The 15,289-nt window shown below is 74.8% G+C and carries 12 protein-coding genes; 9 read left to right on the top strand and 3 right to left on the bottom strand.

All coding sequences use genetic code 11. From position 1 onward, the window contains the following. Positions 1–257 precede the first annotated feature (257 nt). From ACYVDO_RS05505 to ACYVDO_RS05490, 4 genes are read left to right on the top strand one after another with little or no spacing between them, the layout of a single operon-like run. Positions 258–4,187 (top strand): ATP-binding protein, encoded by a 3,930-nt coding sequence (locus tag ACYVDO_RS05505; RefSeq protein ID WP_460933567.1) that lies wholly within the window; start codon positions 258–260, stop codon positions 4,185–4,187. Further along, the gene (locus tag ACYVDO_RS05500; protein WP_240978123.1) at positions 4,174–4,593 is read left to right on the top strand and encodes a roadblock/LC7 domain-containing protein; all 420 of its coding nucleotides are present in this window, start codon (positions 4,174–4,176) and stop codon (positions 4,591–4,593) included. Before ACYVDO_RS05505 ends, ACYVDO_RS05500 begins: the two co-directional genes overlap by 14 nt. A 3-nt stretch (positions 4,594–4,596) precedes the next feature. Next, positions 4,597–4,968 carry a DUF742 domain-containing protein gene (locus ACYVDO_RS05495; RefSeq protein ID WP_460933565.1) on the top strand — a complete coding sequence of 124 codons (372 nt, stop codon included), beginning with the start codon at positions 4,597–4,599 and terminating at the stop codon, positions 4,966–4,968. After that, positions 4,949–5,533 (top strand): GTP-binding protein, encoded by a 585-nt coding sequence (locus ACYVDO_RS05490; RefSeq protein WP_460933563.1) that lies wholly within the window; start codon positions 4,949–4,951, stop codon positions 5,531–5,533. The genes ACYVDO_RS05495 and ACYVDO_RS05490 overlap by 20 nt, the downstream gene beginning before the upstream one ends. Positions 5,534–5,623: 90 nt before the next feature. On the opposite strand, the gene ACYVDO_RS05485 is transcribed toward ACYVDO_RS05490, so the two are convergent. Continuing rightward, on the bottom strand, positions 5,624–7,123 hold the full coding sequence (locus ACYVDO_RS05485; protein WP_460934267.1) for an LLM class flavin-dependent oxidoreductase: 1,500 nt from the start codon (positions 7,121–7,123) through the stop codon (positions 5,624–5,626). Between the two features lie 29 nt (positions 7,124–7,152). Continuing rightward, positions 7,153–8,043 (bottom strand): alpha/beta fold hydrolase, encoded by an 891-nt coding sequence (locus ACYVDO_RS05480; protein WP_460933561.1) that lies wholly within the window; start codon positions 8,041–8,043, stop codon positions 7,153–7,155. Between the two features lie 56 nt (positions 8,044–8,099). Here ACYVDO_RS05480 and ACYVDO_RS05475 point away from each other — a divergent pair, with 56 nt between their 5' ends. After that, positions 8,100–9,443 (top strand): MFS transporter, encoded by a 1,344-nt coding sequence (locus ACYVDO_RS05475; protein WP_460933559.1) that lies wholly within the window; start codon positions 8,100–8,102, stop codon positions 9,441–9,443. Positions 9,444–9,671: 228 nt separating this feature from the next. After that, on the top strand, positions 9,672–11,072 hold the full coding sequence (locus tag ACYVDO_RS05470; RefSeq protein ID WP_460933557.1) for a C40 family peptidase: 1,401 nt from the start codon (positions 9,672–9,674) through the stop codon (positions 11,070–11,072). Between the two features lie 20 nt (positions 11,073–11,092). Here ACYVDO_RS05470 and ACYVDO_RS05465 read toward each other — a convergent pair whose 3' ends face one another. Beyond that, on the bottom strand, positions 11,093–11,644 hold the full coding sequence (locus ACYVDO_RS05465) for an inorganic diphosphatase (RefSeq protein ID WP_460933555.1): 552 nt from the start codon (positions 11,642–11,644) through the stop codon (positions 11,093–11,095). A gap of 94 nt (positions 11,645–11,738) precedes the next feature. Between ACYVDO_RS05465 and ACYVDO_RS05460 the strand changes: the two genes are divergently transcribed. Genes ACYVDO_RS05460 through tilS form a run of 3 tightly spaced genes read left to right on the top strand, consistent with a single transcriptional unit; the run spans position 11,739 to position 15,260 of the window. Continuing rightward, positions 11,739–13,172: a D-alanyl-D-alanine carboxypeptidase/D-alanyl-D-alanine-endopeptidase gene (locus ACYVDO_RS05460; protein ID WP_460933553.1), complete on the top strand. Its 1,434-nt coding sequence runs from the start codon at positions 11,739–11,741 to the stop codon at positions 13,170–13,172. Positions 13,173–13,213: 41 nt separating this feature from the next. Beyond that, positions 13,214–14,275 carry a zinc-dependent metalloprotease gene (locus ACYVDO_RS05455; protein WP_460933550.1) on the top strand — a complete coding sequence of 354 codons (1,062 nt, stop codon included), beginning with the start codon at positions 13,214–13,216 and terminating at the stop codon, positions 14,273–14,275. Positions 14,276–14,282: 7 nt separating this feature from the next. After that, complete coding sequence (tilS, locus tag ACYVDO_RS05450; protein ID WP_460933548.1) at positions 14,283–15,260, top strand: tRNA lysidine(34) synthetase TilS; 978 nt, start codon at positions 14,283–14,285, stop codon at positions 15,258–15,260. Positions 15,261–15,289 lie beyond the last annotated feature (29 nt).

Below are 15,289 nucleotides of genomic sequence, written 5' to 3'. Positions count from 1 at the left end.
GCGTGAGCGGTTCGGCCGCCACGACGGCTGGGGGCCGCCGGTCGATGGGGCCCGGACCCTGTTCCGGACGGCGCGCGAGCCCCATACTGAACGCTGCCCGCAGGCGGCGCGGCGACGCACCGAGGTGCCCTAGTCCGTTCGGCCAGTTGTGCGGAGTCCGAAGGTGCCAAGTGCCTTCGCACGCCTACCCGGGCCACCGGGTGAGCGCCCTAGGTTGCACTGAGCACGAGTTTTGTCCTGATGAGGAAGGTGAGTCTGTGTCCAGACTGCAGTCGGCGGCCGGCCGTGTCTCCCCCGGCTGGTCGTTCGGTCACTGGCCGCTGCGACGCAAGCTCGCCGCCGCTCTGGCACTGCCCGTCCTCCTCGCCTTCGTCTTCGGAGGCCTGCGGGTCAAGACCGACTTCGACGCCGCGCGATCGCTGACGCGTGCTGCCGACACGGTCCTGGTCATCCGTCCCATCGTTGACTACAACCTCGCCGTGCAGCACCTGGCCGCTGCCGACGCGATCGGCGGTGGCGGCGAGATCGCCGCCATCACCAGGTACGAGTCGGCTGCGGCCAACCTGCGCATCGCCATCAAGTCCCCGAGTGTGCCCGAGTCGGTGAAGAAGCAGGCCGAGTCGGCGCTCGCCCTCGGCCAGTCGGTGCGGTCGGCCAAGACCCAGCAGAGCTTCTCCGGCGTCATCATCGACAAGTCGGGCAGCACCGCGACGCTGCTCTCCAGCGCCGTGAGCGACCTCGGGCTCGCCGACGACTCCGGCTCGGCGAAGATCGTCGCCAACCTCCAGGACGCCATCGCCGCGCAGCGGGCCATGACCGGCCAGCAGCTCAACCTGGCCAACTCCGACGACGCCAGCTCCAAGCTGCGCGCGCTCGGCTCGGTCGGCGCCGAGACGGCCGCCCTGAGCCGGCTGGTCGCCAGCGCGCCCGAGAGCGAGGGCTCGGCGGTCCGCCAGCTGCTCAACGAGAACGGCCGGCGCTACTACGCCCTGCAGCAGGACTCCCTCGACAAGGAGGGGGTCGCCCAGCTCGGCTCGGTCATCGAGCGGAGCAACACCGGGTACTCCGACCTCGTCGACTCCCAGCTCACCGACCTCGAGACCACGCTGCGTGACCGGGCCGCGAGCCACCAGCGGGACGCCCTCGTCAACGCCGCCCTCATCGGCATCGCCCTGCTGGCCGCCCTGCTGATCGTCATCGGCCTGCTCCGCTCGCTGCTGACGCCCATCCGCGCGGTGCGCTCCGGCGCCCTCGACATCGCCAACCGGCGCCTGCCGGCCGCGGTCGTCGCCATGCGCGACGGCGAGGAGCCGCCGGCCTTCGAGCCCATCCCGGTCACCACCCACGAGGAGATGGGCCAGCTCGCCCGCGCCGTGGACGACCTGCACAGCCAGGCCCTCGCCCTCGCCGGTGAGCAGGCCCGCCTTCGCGTGCAGGTCGGGCACATGTTCGAGACGCTCTCGCGCCGCAGCACCTCGCTCATCGACCAGCAGCTCACCCTCATCGAGCGCCTGGAGAGCGACGAGGAGGACCCCAAGCGCCTCCAGAGCCTGTTCCGCCTCGACCACCTCGCGGCCCGCATGCGCCGCAACTCCGACTCCCTGCTCGTGCTGGCCGGCACGTCGACCCGTCGCGGCGTCTCGGGCGCCATCGCCGTGTCCGACGCCGTCCGCGCGGCGGTGTCCGAGGTCGAGAACTACGAGCGCATCGACATCGGCGACACCTCGAACGACAAGGTGCTCGGCGCCGTCGGCTCCGACCTCATCCACCTCGTGGCCGAGGTCGTGGACAACGCGCTGGCCTACTCGCCGCCCACCACCCGCGTGGCGATCCGTGGTGCCCGCACGCCGGAGGGCGGCCTGCTCATCGAGGTGAGCGACCACGGCCTGGGTATGCCGCCGAAGGAGCTCGCGGCGCTCAACGACCGCCTCGCCAACGGTGGCGACATCACCGCCGACACCGCCCGCCGGATGGGCCTGTTCGTGGTCGGCAGCCTGGCCAAGCGCCACGGCATCGCCGTCCGGCTGCGCCGCAACGGCGAGGACAAGATGGGCATCACCGTCTCGGTCCACCTCCCCGCCGGCCTGCTGGCCGACAGCGCCACCCTCGAGCGGCAGCCGCGCCCGGTCGCGAAGGCGGCCTCGGCCCCCGCGCCCACCGAGGCGTCGCCGTCCGTGCCCGTCCAGCCCGCCGTCGGCGGCACGACCAGGTCGGGCCTGCCGACCCGCGTGCGCGGCGCCAGCGGCGCCCCCAGCCTTCCCAGCCCCGTCCCCGGCGCCGCGAAGGTCCTCCCCACGCGGACCCCGGGTGCCCACGGACCCAACTCCTCCACCGCCCTGCCGGCTCCGGTCAAGCCGGTCATCGAGGGTGCCGAGCCGGCGGCCGACAAGGGCCCGGCGAACGGCTCCGCGACGAACGGCTCGGCCGCGAAGTCCGGCGACACCAACGGTGCGCAGCCGAACGGCAGCCCGGCCACGGTCAACGGCCACTCCGCGCCTGCCGGGGACGCTTCCGCCGATGTCACCGAGGTCAAGGACTCCGCGGTCAACGGCTCCGAGCCGACGGGTGCCGAGGCGACCGACGCCCAGTCGGACGGCGCGACCGCGCCAACGGCTCCGGTGACGGCCGCGGCGACCTCGCCCGAGCAGGTCGAGGCCGGAGCCGAGCCGAGGCAGGACGAGGCCCCGAAGCTGTCGCCGTCGGGCCTGCCCGTGCGCCGGTCCGGCGCCACGGGGATCACGGCCTTCCGCGAGTTCGAGGACGCCCCGAGCGTCGCACCGGAGGGCGACCAGGACGCGTCGGCCACCCCGGCCACCCCGACCGCTCCGAGCGCCAAGCCCTCGCGCCGCATGAGCTGGCTGCCCGGACGGGCCAAGGCCCAGGCGGAGGCGGCCCGGCTCGAGGCCGAGGCCAACGAGCCGCGCCAGATGCCCTCCAACCTGTCCGCGTGGCTCGACCACCGCGCCAAGCTCGTCGAGGCCGCCCAGTCCCGCGCCGCAGGAGCCTCCGAGGAGGCCCAGGACGAGACCGCCCAGGACCAGGTCACGACGGTCGAGGCTGCCGGGTCCGACGAGGCGCCGGAGACCATGCTGGCCGCCCAGGCCGGACCCGAGACCACCGACATGCACGTCCCGGAGGAGTGGGTCGCCGAGGCCCTCGCCGACGAGCCGGTCGCCGAGACCACGGACGTCCAGACCCCGGTCGTCGAGCCCGTCGCCGAGACCCCGGTCGTCGAGCCCGTCGCCCCGGTCGAGGAGCCGGCTGCGGAGGCCACCGAGCCGTGCCCGGCCGAGGACGAGACCCAGGTGCTGGAGGCGCGCGCCACGGACGTCACCACCACCCGGGAGGACCTCGCGGGCGACGGCCTGCCGACCCGCGTCCCGGGTGCGACCGGCTCGGCCGATGCCGACCCCACCCAGCCCTCCGCGGACGAGACCTCCGGTGCCCGGACCGTCCGGCCGGCGGTGCGGGCGCACTCCTCCTCGTTCTTCGGCGCCCGTCGCCGTGGCGCGGTCGAGGGCGCGGCACCCGAGGTCGCGCAGGTGTCGGCTCCCGAGCCCGCAGCCCCGCTCGCCGAGACCGAGCCCGAGGTCGTCGAGCCCCGGCACGAGGTCGTCGAGGCCCAGGCCGAGCAGTACGCGGACGTCGAGCCCGTCGCGTACGCCGAGCCCGTCGCGTACGCCGAGCCCGTCGCAGACGCCGAGCCTGTCGCGTACGCGGAGCCCGTCGCGGACGCCGAGGTCGCGCAGCAGGAGCAGGCGGTCGCCGAGCAGTCCGCCACGGCGCCGCAGGAGGCTCCCGCCGGGTCGGGCCTCAACGACACCCCGATCTTCCGGGCGATGATGTCCAACTGGCTCACCGACCCCACCAGCCAGCCGAGTGCGGACAACTGGTCGCCGACCGAGGCGGACGCGGCCTGGTCCGCCGCCGCCCGCGTCGAGGAGCAGCAGCACGCGCAGGAGAGCGCGGCCGGCCTGCCCATGCGGCGCCCCGGAAGCAACCTCATCCCCGGGGCCATGGACGCGGCGCCGGCAGCGCCGGTCGTGGCCACGACCGCCCCCGCCGGGTCGCGACGCGACCCGGAGACCATCCGCCGCAACCTGAACCGCCACAAGAACGGTGTGAGCGCCGCGCGCACCGAGGCACAAGACGGAACACACCGAGAGGACGCCGATGTTCACCACTGACGCCATGGCCCAGCCCAAGGGCGAGTACGACTGGCTCGTGGCCAAGTTCGCGACCGAGACCCCGGGCGTGTCGCACGCCATCCTGGTCTCGGCCGACGGGCTCCCCATGGCCTCGAGCGAGCAGCTCCCCCCCGAGCGCGCCGAGCAGATGGCGGCGGTGGCCTCCGGCATGGCCAGCCTCGCCTCGGGCGCGGCCCGGCTCTTCCAGGGCGGCACCGTGCTGCAGTCCGTCATCGAGATGGAGCTCGGCTACCTGCTGCTCATGAGTGTCGGCGACGGGTCCCACCTCGCCGCGCTGACCGGTACGGACTCCGACATCGGTCAGGTCGGCTACGAGATGGCGGTCCTGGTCGACCGCGTCGGACAGATGATCGACGCGGCTGCCCGGACCCCGATGTCGGGGTAGGCGATGAGGCCCGAGGAGCGTGAGGAGACCACCGGACCCCGGCTGGTCCGGCCCTACGCGCTGACGCACGGCCGCACCGAGGCCAAGGTCGACCTGCCGATCGAGGCGACCCTCGAGGTGCTGCCGTCCGCCAGGACCGCGACCTGGCCGGAGGGTGACCTGTCCGGCCGCATCGTCGAGCTGTGCGCGACGAACCCGTCCGTGGCCGAGGTCTCGGCCAAGCTCCACATCCCGCTCGGCGTTGCGCGGGTCCTCCTGGGAGACCTGATCACCGCCGGGCACATGAAGACCCGCGCCACCATCTCCGAGAACACGACCACCGACGAACGACGTGCCCTCATCGAAAGGACTCTCAGTGGACTACGCGCCCTCTAACCGCAACAGCGCCTCGACGAAGATCGTCGTGGCGGGCGGCTTCGGCGTCGGCAAGACCACCTTCGTTGGTGCCGTCTCCGAGATCGACCCGCTGCGCACCGAGGCCCTGGTCACCCAGGAGTCCGAGGGCCAGGACGACATCTCCAAGGTCCAGTCCAAGCACACCACCACGGTGGCCATGGACTTCGGACGCATCACGCTCGCCGAGAACCTCGTCCTCTACCTTTTCGGCACCCCGGGCCAGCGCCGTTTCTGGTTCATGTGGGACGACCTGGTCAAGGGCGCGATCGGCGCCGTGGTGCTCGTCGACACCCGCCGCCTGGACGACAGCTTCGCCGCCGTCGACTACTTCGAGGCCAAGGGCCTGCCGTTCATCGTCGCGCTCAACCAGTTCGACGGTTCCGGAGAGTTCGGCCCGGAGGAGATCCGCGAGGCCCTCGCGATCCCCTCGCACATCCCGGTCATCACGGTCGACGCCCGCGACCGCGAGTCCGCCAAGCAGGCACTCGTCCGGATCACCGAGTTCGCCCTGACCCAGCTCACGGGGGTCGTCGCCACCGCCTGACCGGGCACGGCGTGACCGCACCCGGCCGACAGGGCCGGGACGCCCCGCCGGGGGTGTCCCGGCCCTTCGTCGTCCCCGGGACGACCGCGGTCAGCCCGCGTGCAGGACGGGCACGAACCGCTCGAGGTCGGCAGCCGAGGCCAGGTCCGGCAACGAGACGAACACCGTGCTGACGCCCTGTCGGCCCAGCTCGCGGTAGCGCGCGGCGTGGCTCGTGACCTCACCCGCGTGGTGCCGGCGCGCGTACGCCGGTGCGGGGGTGCGCCCGCGCAGCCGCTCCACCCGCCGCCAGGTGTCCTCCCGGTCCCGGCCCACCACCGGGAGGTCGAGGACGGTGAGGGCGACGTCGGCGGGGTCGCGACCCACCTCCCGGCAGTGGGCGTGGAGCACCTCGACCTTGCGGCGCAGGGTGGGCAGGTCGCTGGGCAGGTTGCACCCGTCCGCCAGCCGGGCGGCGATCTGCAGCGTGCGCCGCTCGCCTGCGCCGCCGACGATGACCGGCGTGGGCCCCACCGGGCGCGGGTATGCCGTGGTCTCGGGCAGCGAGACCCGTTGCCCCGCATACGCCTTCGTGCCGGTGGACCACAGTGCTCGCATCGTCTCGATCCCCTGCTCCAGGAGGTCGAGCCGCTCGGCGGCGGGTGGGAACGGCAGCCCGAAGGCGAGGTGCTCGCGCTCCCACCACCCCGCGCCGACCCCCACGAACGCGCGTCCGCCGCTGAGCACGTCGAGCGTGGCCACGGCCTTGGCGAGCACGCCGGCGGGACGGAAGGTGACGGGGGAGACCAGGGTGCCGAGGCGCAGGCCGGTGTCCAGCCCCGCGAGCAGCCCGAGGGTGACCCACGGCTCGGGGATCGGCTCCCAGGCCCGGTCGACCTGCGGGACCTGGATGAGGTGGTCCATCAGCGCGAGGCCGGCGAAGCCCGCCTCGCTCGCGGCGAGAGCGACCGAGCGCAGCCACCCGGCCGGGTCCTGCCCCCACGGGAAGCGCGAGACCTGCAGGACCACCTCGGGGAACCCACCCGCCTCGCGTGCTGCCGCGGGCATTCCGGCCGACCCGGTCCCCTCCGAGCCGTGCCGGACGTCCGCGCCGTCCGCGAGGTCCCCGCCGCGCGTGCGATCCGCGCCGCCGCCGAGGTCCCCGCCGGACCCGTCGACCTCGAGCACGAGGTCCCAGCCCTCCTCAGCGAGCTCCGCGCCGACCTGGGGCATCCGCGACAGCTGCTGCCCCAGCACCCGCGCCGGCACCGGCCGGTCCCGGCGCGTGTTGCGTTCCCGGCACCACCGCCCGGGGGTCAGGAACAGGACGGCGACACAGGGCAGGCCGGCGGCACGCCCGAGCTCGCGGTAGCGGTCGCGGCTGTCGGGGTCGAGCCCGAGGGTGTCGACGACGACGGTCAGCCCCCGTCGCGCGCGTGCCGCCACCACCTGGTCCAGCACCGCGAAGGCGTCGGCGGACGCCTCGAGGTCGTACTCGCCGCTGCCCACGACCGCCCGCAGCGCGTCGGAGCTGACGACCTCGGCGCGCCGGTAGTGCGCGGCCGCCCAGGTCGTCTTCCCCGAGCCGCTGGGGCCGACGAGGACGACCAGCGCCGGGTCGGGAAGGCCCGCCGGCCCGCTCAGCCCGCACCTCCGGCCCGCGAGAGCACAGCCTCGGCCACCTCGTGCGGGCGGGTCTCCGGGAGCCAGTGCCCGGCGTCGAGCTCGACGAACCGGTAGTCCGACGCGACCCAGCCCTCGCTCGTCTCCGCCGCCCGGCGACCGAGCGCCGGGTCCCCGGCACCCCACAGGTACGTCGTCGGGACGGTGATCCGGTGGCTGGGCGGGCGCTCGTCGGCATCACGAGATCCCCTCCGGCGCAACGGGTTCGGGATGCCGGACAGCGTCGACGCCCCCAGGGGAAGGCCGCGGTACCAGGCGAGGCCGCCACCGGCCGCGCCCGGCTCCCGGAAGCGCGCGGCATACCTCTTGGCGTCCTGTGCCGGCAGGCCGCTGCCCCTCAGCACCGCCTCGAGCCGGCCCCGCAGCACGAGCTCGGGCAGGAGCGGGAGCTGGAAGGCGGCCATGTACCAGCTGCGCGCCGCCTGGTCCGGGTGGCGCAGGGCCGCGGCGAACGCGCGGTGGTGCGGCGTCGACAGGACCGTGAGCGACGCGAACCGCTCGGGGTGGCGCTCTGCCGCCGCCCAGGCGACGGCACCGCCCCAGTCGTGCCCCACGAGGTGCACGCGCTGAACGCCGCAGGCGTCGACGGCGGCGACGACGTCCGCGACGAGCTCGGGCATCCTGTACGCCGCGCGGCCGGAGGGGCGGGCGCGGGGGGAGTACCCGCGCTGGTCGGGGGCCACCACGCGCAGGCCGCCGGCGGTGAGCAGCGGGGTGACCCGTGACCAGGCGTGCCGGTCCTGCGGCCAGCCGTGCAGCAGCAGCGCGACCGGCGGGTCCGGCCGGCCGTCGTCGGGGCCGTCGTCGCTGACGTCGAAGACCAGCCCGTCCCGGCGAAGCTCGCGCATGTCCGCAACCTAACCCCGGCCGCCGATCGTCGCGCGCCTGCGGGACAATGGCGGCCGTGACCAGCCGCGACGTGCAGTACCCGATCGGCGGTCGCAAGGCCTGGTTCGTGTACGCGTCGGCGGTCTCCCTCTACGTCCTCGCGGTGTTCCACCGCAGCTCCCTCGGGGTGGCGGGGCTGCTCGCCACCGACCGCTTCCACATCGCCGCGACGCAGCTCTCGGTCTTCACGATGGTGCAGCTGTTCGTCTACGCCGCCATGCAGATCCCCGTCGGCGCGCTGCTCGACCGGTTCGGGCCCAAGCGGCTGCTGCTCACCGGCGTGGGGCTGATGACGGTGGCCCAGCTCGCGTTCGCCTTCGCCGACACGTTCGCGGCGGGGATCGGGGCCCGGGTGCTCGTCGGCATCGGCGACTCCATGGTGTTCGTGCCGCTGCTGCGGATCGTGGCCCTGTGGTTCCCGCCGATGCGCATCCCCATGGTCTCCCAGCTCACCGGGCTGCTGGGGCAGCTGGGCGCCCTGGTCGCCGCCTCGCCGCTCGTCTACGCCCTGCACCAGTGGGGCTGGACGCCCTCCTACCTGACGGCGGCCGCGGTCGGGGTGCTGCTGAGCGCGGTCGCCCTCGTCGTGGTGCGCGACTCCCCGAACCCCGACCACGAGCTCGACCGGATCAAGGTGCGCGCGATCGCCCGCAGCCTGCGCGCGGCCTGGCGTGCGCCCGGCACGCGGCTGGGGCTGTGGTCGCACTTCTCGGCGCAGTTCGGTGCGACCGTCTTCGCCCTCCTCTGGGGGTACCCCTTCCTGGTGGCCGGCCAGGGCCTCTCGCCCGAGACGGCCGGGACGCTGCTCATGCTCATGACGGTGACGACGGTCGTCACGAGCCCGCTCATCGGGGGGTTCGTCACGAGGTACCCGTTCTCCCGCTCGACCCTCATCCTCGGCATCGTCCTGCTCATCATGGCGGTGTGGGCGGTGGTGCTGCTGTGGCCGGGCCGCGCACCGCTGCCGCTGCTCGTGCTGCTGGTCGTCGTGACGGCGGTCGGGGGGCCGGGGTCGCTCGTCGGCTTCGACCTGGCCCGCACGTTCAACCCGCCGACCCGCCTCGGCAGCGCCACCGGCATCGTCAACGTCGGCGGCTTCCTCGCCTCGCTGTCCACGGTGACCCTCATCGGCATCGTCCTGGACCGGGTCGCCCCTGGCGGGCCGGAGACCTACACCGTCGACACCTTCCGGGCCGCGATGGCGGTGCAGTACCTCGTGTGGGGGCTGGGCGTGACCCAGATCCTGCGCTACCGGCGCCGTGCACGACGCCTGCTGCGTGACAGCGACCCCGACGCGTATGCCGCGCTGCGGGCCGGCGAGTCGGTCCAGCCGGCCGATCCACGGCTCCCACCTGCGTAAACGCCGATTTCGTGACCAATTCGTGATGCATCTCGCACACCTGTGCGAAGCCGCGCGGCCACCTGCTGAAAGACATCCGTGTCATTCGCCGAACCACAGCGATGTCATTCCGCCGGAACGCCTGTGTGCCGTGGGATTGGTGTGACGAGAGTGTTCGGAGTGAAAAGGCGGTCGTAGTCTCGTCCGGCTGGACCCCAGCACCGGACCGTGACGAGAGAGGCATCCCCCGTGCCAGGCACCCCCTCCACCCGCCGCGCACTGCGCGGGGGCGCTGCGATGGCCCTGGTCGGCGCGCTCGGCCTCGGCACCGCCTGGACGGCCGTCGCCGACCCGGGCCCCGTCTACCCCTCCCAGTCGCAGGTGGACAAGGCCAAGGCCAAGGCCTCGAGCACCGCCGGAGAGGTGGCCGGCCTCGACGCCAGGTATGCCGCGGCGAGCGCCCGGCTCAGCCAGGTCCAGGACGACGCGAGCGCGGCGGCCGAGGCGTTCAACGGCGCCCGGGTCGAGCTCGACCAGGCGACCGCCCAGGCGGACGCGGCCGCCAAGCGCGCCGCCGCGGCCCAGGAGGTGGCGGACGCGGCCGGCCTGGAGGTCCGCCGCTACGCCTCCTCCGTCTACCAGTCCGGTGGGAACCTCGGCGAGCTCGACGCGTACCTCTCGAGCACCGGGCCCCAGGACCTCGTCGACCGGGCCACGGCCATCGAGGCCGTCGGCGACGCCCGCAGCCGCGCGCTGCAGAAGGCCTCGGCCTCGTCGGTGGTCGCCCAGACCATGCGCGCGCAGGCCGCCGCGGCTCGCGACCAGCAGGCCAGGGCGGCCACCGCGGCACAGCAGGCCCGGGACGCCGCGAAGGCGCGAGCCGACCAGGCCACGGCCGAGGCCGTGAGGATCCAGCACGAGCAGCAGGCGCTCACCGTGCAGCTGGCGACGCTGCGCAAGACCTCGGTGGCCCTCGAGCAGCAGCGCCAGGACGGCCTCGCCGCCGCGGCCGCTGCCCGGGCCGCTGCCGCAGCCGCTGCCGAGCAGGCCCGGCTCGCGGCCCAGCGCGCCCAGCAGGCCAAGGACGCCGCGGCGCGCAGGGCGGCCCAGGCCGCTGCCCAGGCCGCGGCGCGCGAGGCGGCCCGCCAGAAGGCGGCCGCCGAGGCTGCCCAGAAGGCCGCCGAGCAGCTGGCCGCCCAGCCGAGCCGGCCGACCCCGAGCCGCCCGACCCCCAGCCGCCCGACGCCGTCCGCGCCGGCTCCGGCCGACCCGCCGCCCCCGCCGCCGACCAGCGGTGGAGTGTCCGCCGTCATCGCCTACGCCCGGGCCCAGCTCGGCAAGCCGTACGGCTGGGGCGACGCCGGTCCCAACTCCTTCGACTGCTCCGGGCTGACGCTCATGGCCTGGCGGCAGGCGGGGGTGTACCTCTCGCACTACACCGGCGCCCAGTGGGCCGAGACCAGCCGCGTGGCGATCAGCGACCTGCGCCCGGGCGACCTGGTGTTCTTCGGCTCGGACGGCCCCAGCAGCCACCACATGGGCCTGTACGTCGGCAACGGCCAGATGATCGAGGCCCCGCACACCGGCGCCGTGGTCCGCTACGCCTCGATCTACCGCAGCGACCTGCTGCCCTACGGCGGGCGCCCCTGAGGGACGACCCCTGGGGCCGGTCAGTCGGTGACGGGGCGGGCCTCGCTCTGCGCGGTGTGTCCCGGCAGGGTCCAGCGGGCGGTCGTGAAGCCGGCGTCCGTGGCCCTGGTCATCGCCTCGCGCACGCACTGCTCGGCCGCCTCCCGGCCGGCCCAGTGGGCCCCCTCGACGGACTTGCCGGGCTCGAGGTCCTTGTAGGTCTCGAAGAAGTGCTGGATCTCGAGGCGGTCGAACTTGCTGATGTGCTCGAGCTCGGTGATGTGGGCCTGGCGGGGGTCGCCGGCCGGGACGCACAGGATCTTGTCGTCGCCGCCCGCCTCGTCGCGCATGTGGAACATGCCGATCGGGCGCGCCCGCACCAGGCAGCCCGGCCAGGTCGGCTCCTCGAGCAGCACCAGCGCGTCGAGCGGGTCGCTGTCCTCGCCGAGGGAGTCCTCGACGTAGCCGTAGTCGGCGGGGTAGCGGGTGGACGTGAACAGCAGACGGTCCAGCCGGATGCGGCCGGTCTCGTGGTCGACCTCGTACTTGTTGCGAGCTCCCTGAGGGATCTCGATGGTGACGTCGAACTCCACGACGCTGGCCCCTTTCCTCTTGCCCGCCAGGGTGATGACCTAGGCTCGCGGCCAAGTGTTCCGCATGGTGCAAGTCGAGAGCCAAGGGGGTCGAGTGCGGCGGCTCATCGCAGCCTCGGTGGCGGCGCTCGTCCTGCTCGTCGGCTACGCGGCCCTCGACGTCCTCGACGTGGTCCCGGGCGTGCTGACGCGGGCCCAGCCGGCGCCACCGCCCACGACCAGCCCGACCACGAGCCCGGGGCCCACCGTCGACATCCCCACCGTCGACGCCGCGGCACGGCCCCTGCCGCCCGCTTCCGCCGACGCGCCGATCCCCGCGGCCACCGGTGTCGCCGCGAAGCTGGCCCCCGCCGTCGCCGACCCGGGCTTCGGCCCGCACGCCGGCATCGTGGTGCGCGACGCGTTCACCGGCCAGGCCCTGTACGCCAAGGACGCCGACCGCCCCCGTGTCCCCGCGTCCACCGCCAAGCTGCTCACGGCGCTGGCCGTCTCGACGACGCTCGACACCGAGGCGACGCTGCCCACCCGGGTCGTGCAGGGCGCCACCCCCCACGACCTCGTCCTCGTCGCCGGGGGCGACACCATGCTCGCCAGGGGCAAGGGCAACCCGGGCGCCGTCGAGGGGCGGGCCGGGCTGGCCGACCTGGCCGAGCAGGTGGCTGCGGCCCTCCAGCCCGGCGGCACCACCGGCGTCACGCTGCGGCTCGACACGTCGTACGCCCACGGCGCGCGCTGGGCCCCCGGCTGGAGCCAGGCGGACGTCCGGGCCGGGTTCACCGGTGGCGTGAGCATGATCGGCCTCGCCGGGCAGCGCGCCGTCCCGTACAAGCCGGCCCCCCGCGACCCGGAGGCGGCGACGGCCGCGGCCTTCGTGGCCGCCCTGGCGAAGGTGGGGGTCACGGCCACGCTCGCCCCGGAGTCGACGTGGACCACGCCCGCCCCGCAGGGAGCCGTCGAGCTGGCGCGGGTCGAGTCGGCCCCCATCGGCGACGTCCTGGCCCTGGCGCTCGCGGACAGCGACAACGCCCTCACCGAGGGGCTGGCCCGCCAGGCGGCGGTCAAGGCGGGTGACCCGGCCACCTTCCCGGCCGCGGTCGCCTTCGTGCGCAAGACCGTGTCGGACCTCGGCGTCGACCTCACCGGCGTGACGCTCAAGGACACCAGCGGCCTCACCTCGGGCCAGAAGATCCCTCCGCAGGTCATCTCCGACGTGCTGCAACGCGGCGCCGACGGCTCCGTGCGGGGCATGCAGGACGTCGTCGCCCAGCTCCCCGTCGCCGGGCTCACGGGCACGCTGCACGACCGGTTCCACGCGAAGACCACCCGCGCGGTGGCCGGGCTCGCCCGCGCGAAGACCGGCACCCTCACCGGCGCCAGCGCCATCGCGGGCACCGTCATCGACGCCGACGGCAGGGTGCTGTCCTTCGTCGTCCTCGCCGACGGCCTGCCCGGCGGGGTCGGAACGCTGGAGGCCCGGGCCGCGTTGGACCGCTTCGTGGCACGGCTCGCCACCTGCGGCTGTCGCTGATCCTGCAGGTCCTGGCCGACCGCCACGACTACGGTGAGGAGATGAGCGTGCAGACACCGACGACGCGGTACGTCGACTGGGAGTTCGCCAAGGCGACCGGCCGCCGGCTCGTGGCGCCCGGCCCGCGCGTCAGCGCCGCCGAGGCCGCCGACGTCGTCGCCTCGGTGCGCACCAGCGCCGCTCGCGCGCAGGGCCCCGTGGCCGAGACCTCCCGCCTGCACGCCCCCGGCGACGCCCCCGCAGCCGTCGTGGTGGACCGGTCCACCTGGATCAGCCTCAACGCCGACTCGATGGCGGCGCTGATGGACCCCGTGATGGTCAAGATCGCCGCGTCGCAGCGCCGGACGCCGGGCGAGGCCGCCCGGGCCGTCACGGGCAAGGTGAGCGGGGGAGAGGCGGGCGCCCTGCTGGCCTTCATGGCGGGCAAGGTCCTCGGCCAGTACGACCTCGCCCCCGACGGCACCCCGGCCCTCATGCTCGTGGCCCCCAACATCGTCCAGGCCGAACGCGAGCTCGGCCTCGATCCGCACGACTTCCGGCTCTGGGTGTGCATGCACGAGGAGACCCACCGCGTGCAGTTCACGGCGGTGCCCTGGCTGCGCGACCACATGGTCCAGCGGGTGCGGGCCCTGGCCGTCGACCTCGTGCCCGACCCCGAGTCGCTCCAGGAGACGCTGTCGCGGCTGGCGACCTCCCTGCCCGACGCGCTGCGGGCCGGTGGCACCGGGCTCATCGACCTCGTCGCCACGCCCGAGCAGCGCCGGGCCCTCGCGGAGGTCACGGCGGTGATGTCCCTGCTCGAGGGCCACGCCGACGTGGTCATGGACGAGGTCGGACCGCAGGTCATCCCCTCCGTCTCGCACATCCGCAGCCGGTTCGACGCCCGGCGCAGGGGCGCGGGTGCGGTCGACAGGCTGCTGCGCCGGCTGCTCGGGCTCGAGGCGAAGATGCGGCAGTACCGCGACGGCGCCGCCTTCGTCCGGGCCGTCACCGACACCGTGGGGATCGAGGGCTTCAACCGCGTCTGGGAGTCGCCCGAGACCCTGCCGCGACCGGAGGAGGTCGACCAACCGGCCTCCTGGGTCGCCCGCGTGCACGCCTGACCCCGTCGTGAGCGGACCGCACCCAGCCACGGCCGCCGTGCGGGTGGCCGTCCGCGACGCCCTCGCCGAGCTCCCGCCGGGCGGCCTGGTGCTCGCCGCCGTGAGCGGTGGCGCCGACTCGCTCGCCCTCGCCGAGGCCCTGGCCTTCGCGGCCCGGCGCTCCGGCCGGCCGGCCGGCGCCGTCGTCGTGGACCACGGGCTGCAGGAGGGCTCGGCCGAGGTGGCCGCGGTGGCCGCCGACCAGTGCCGCCGGCTGGGCCTGGACCCGGTCGTCGTGCGCCGGGTGTCGGTCGGGGCCGGGGGCGGGCCCGAGGCCGCTGCCCGCACCGCGCGCCACGGGGCCCTCGCCGCGGTGGCGGCCGAGACGGGCGCCGTGGCGGTGCTGCTCGGCCACACCCTCGACGACCAGGCCGAGCAGGTGCTGCTCGGCCTCGCCCGGGGGGCCGGTGCGCGGTCCCTGGCCGGTATGCCGCGGGCGCGGGGCCTGCTGCGCCGCCCGCTCCTGGGGGTCACCCGGGAGCAGACCAGGGCGGCCTGCCGGGCGGAGGGCCTGTCGTGGTGGGACGACCCGATGAACGCCGACCCGGCATACACGCGGGTCCGCGCGCGGCGCGCCCTCGGCGACCTCGAGCGCGACCTGGGCCCCGGGCTGGCCGCCGCGCTCGCGCGCTCCGCCGACCAGCTCCGGGAGGACGCCGACCTGCTCGACGCCCTCGCCGACGCCGCGGTGGCCGACCTCGGTGCCGGCCCCTGGGAGGTGGCGGCGCTGGCCTCCCTCGCCCGCCCGGTCCGCACCCGCGTGTGGCGGCGGCTGCTGCTGGCCGCCGGTGCGCCGCCCGGGCAGCTCGGCAGCCGGCACACCGATGCCTGCGATGCGCTGCTCACCCACTGGCACGGCCAGGGGCCGCTGAACGTGCCCGGACCGCTGGCCGTCGCCCGATCCGGCGGCCGGGTATCCATCGCCGCGCCGGCTCCGGTTGAATAGGCCCGGCATCCTCGCACGCCATCGCCGCA

This window comes from Phycicoccus ginsengisoli, assembly GCF_054779295.1.
This window is presented reverse-complemented; position numbering and strand designations above follow the sequence as displayed.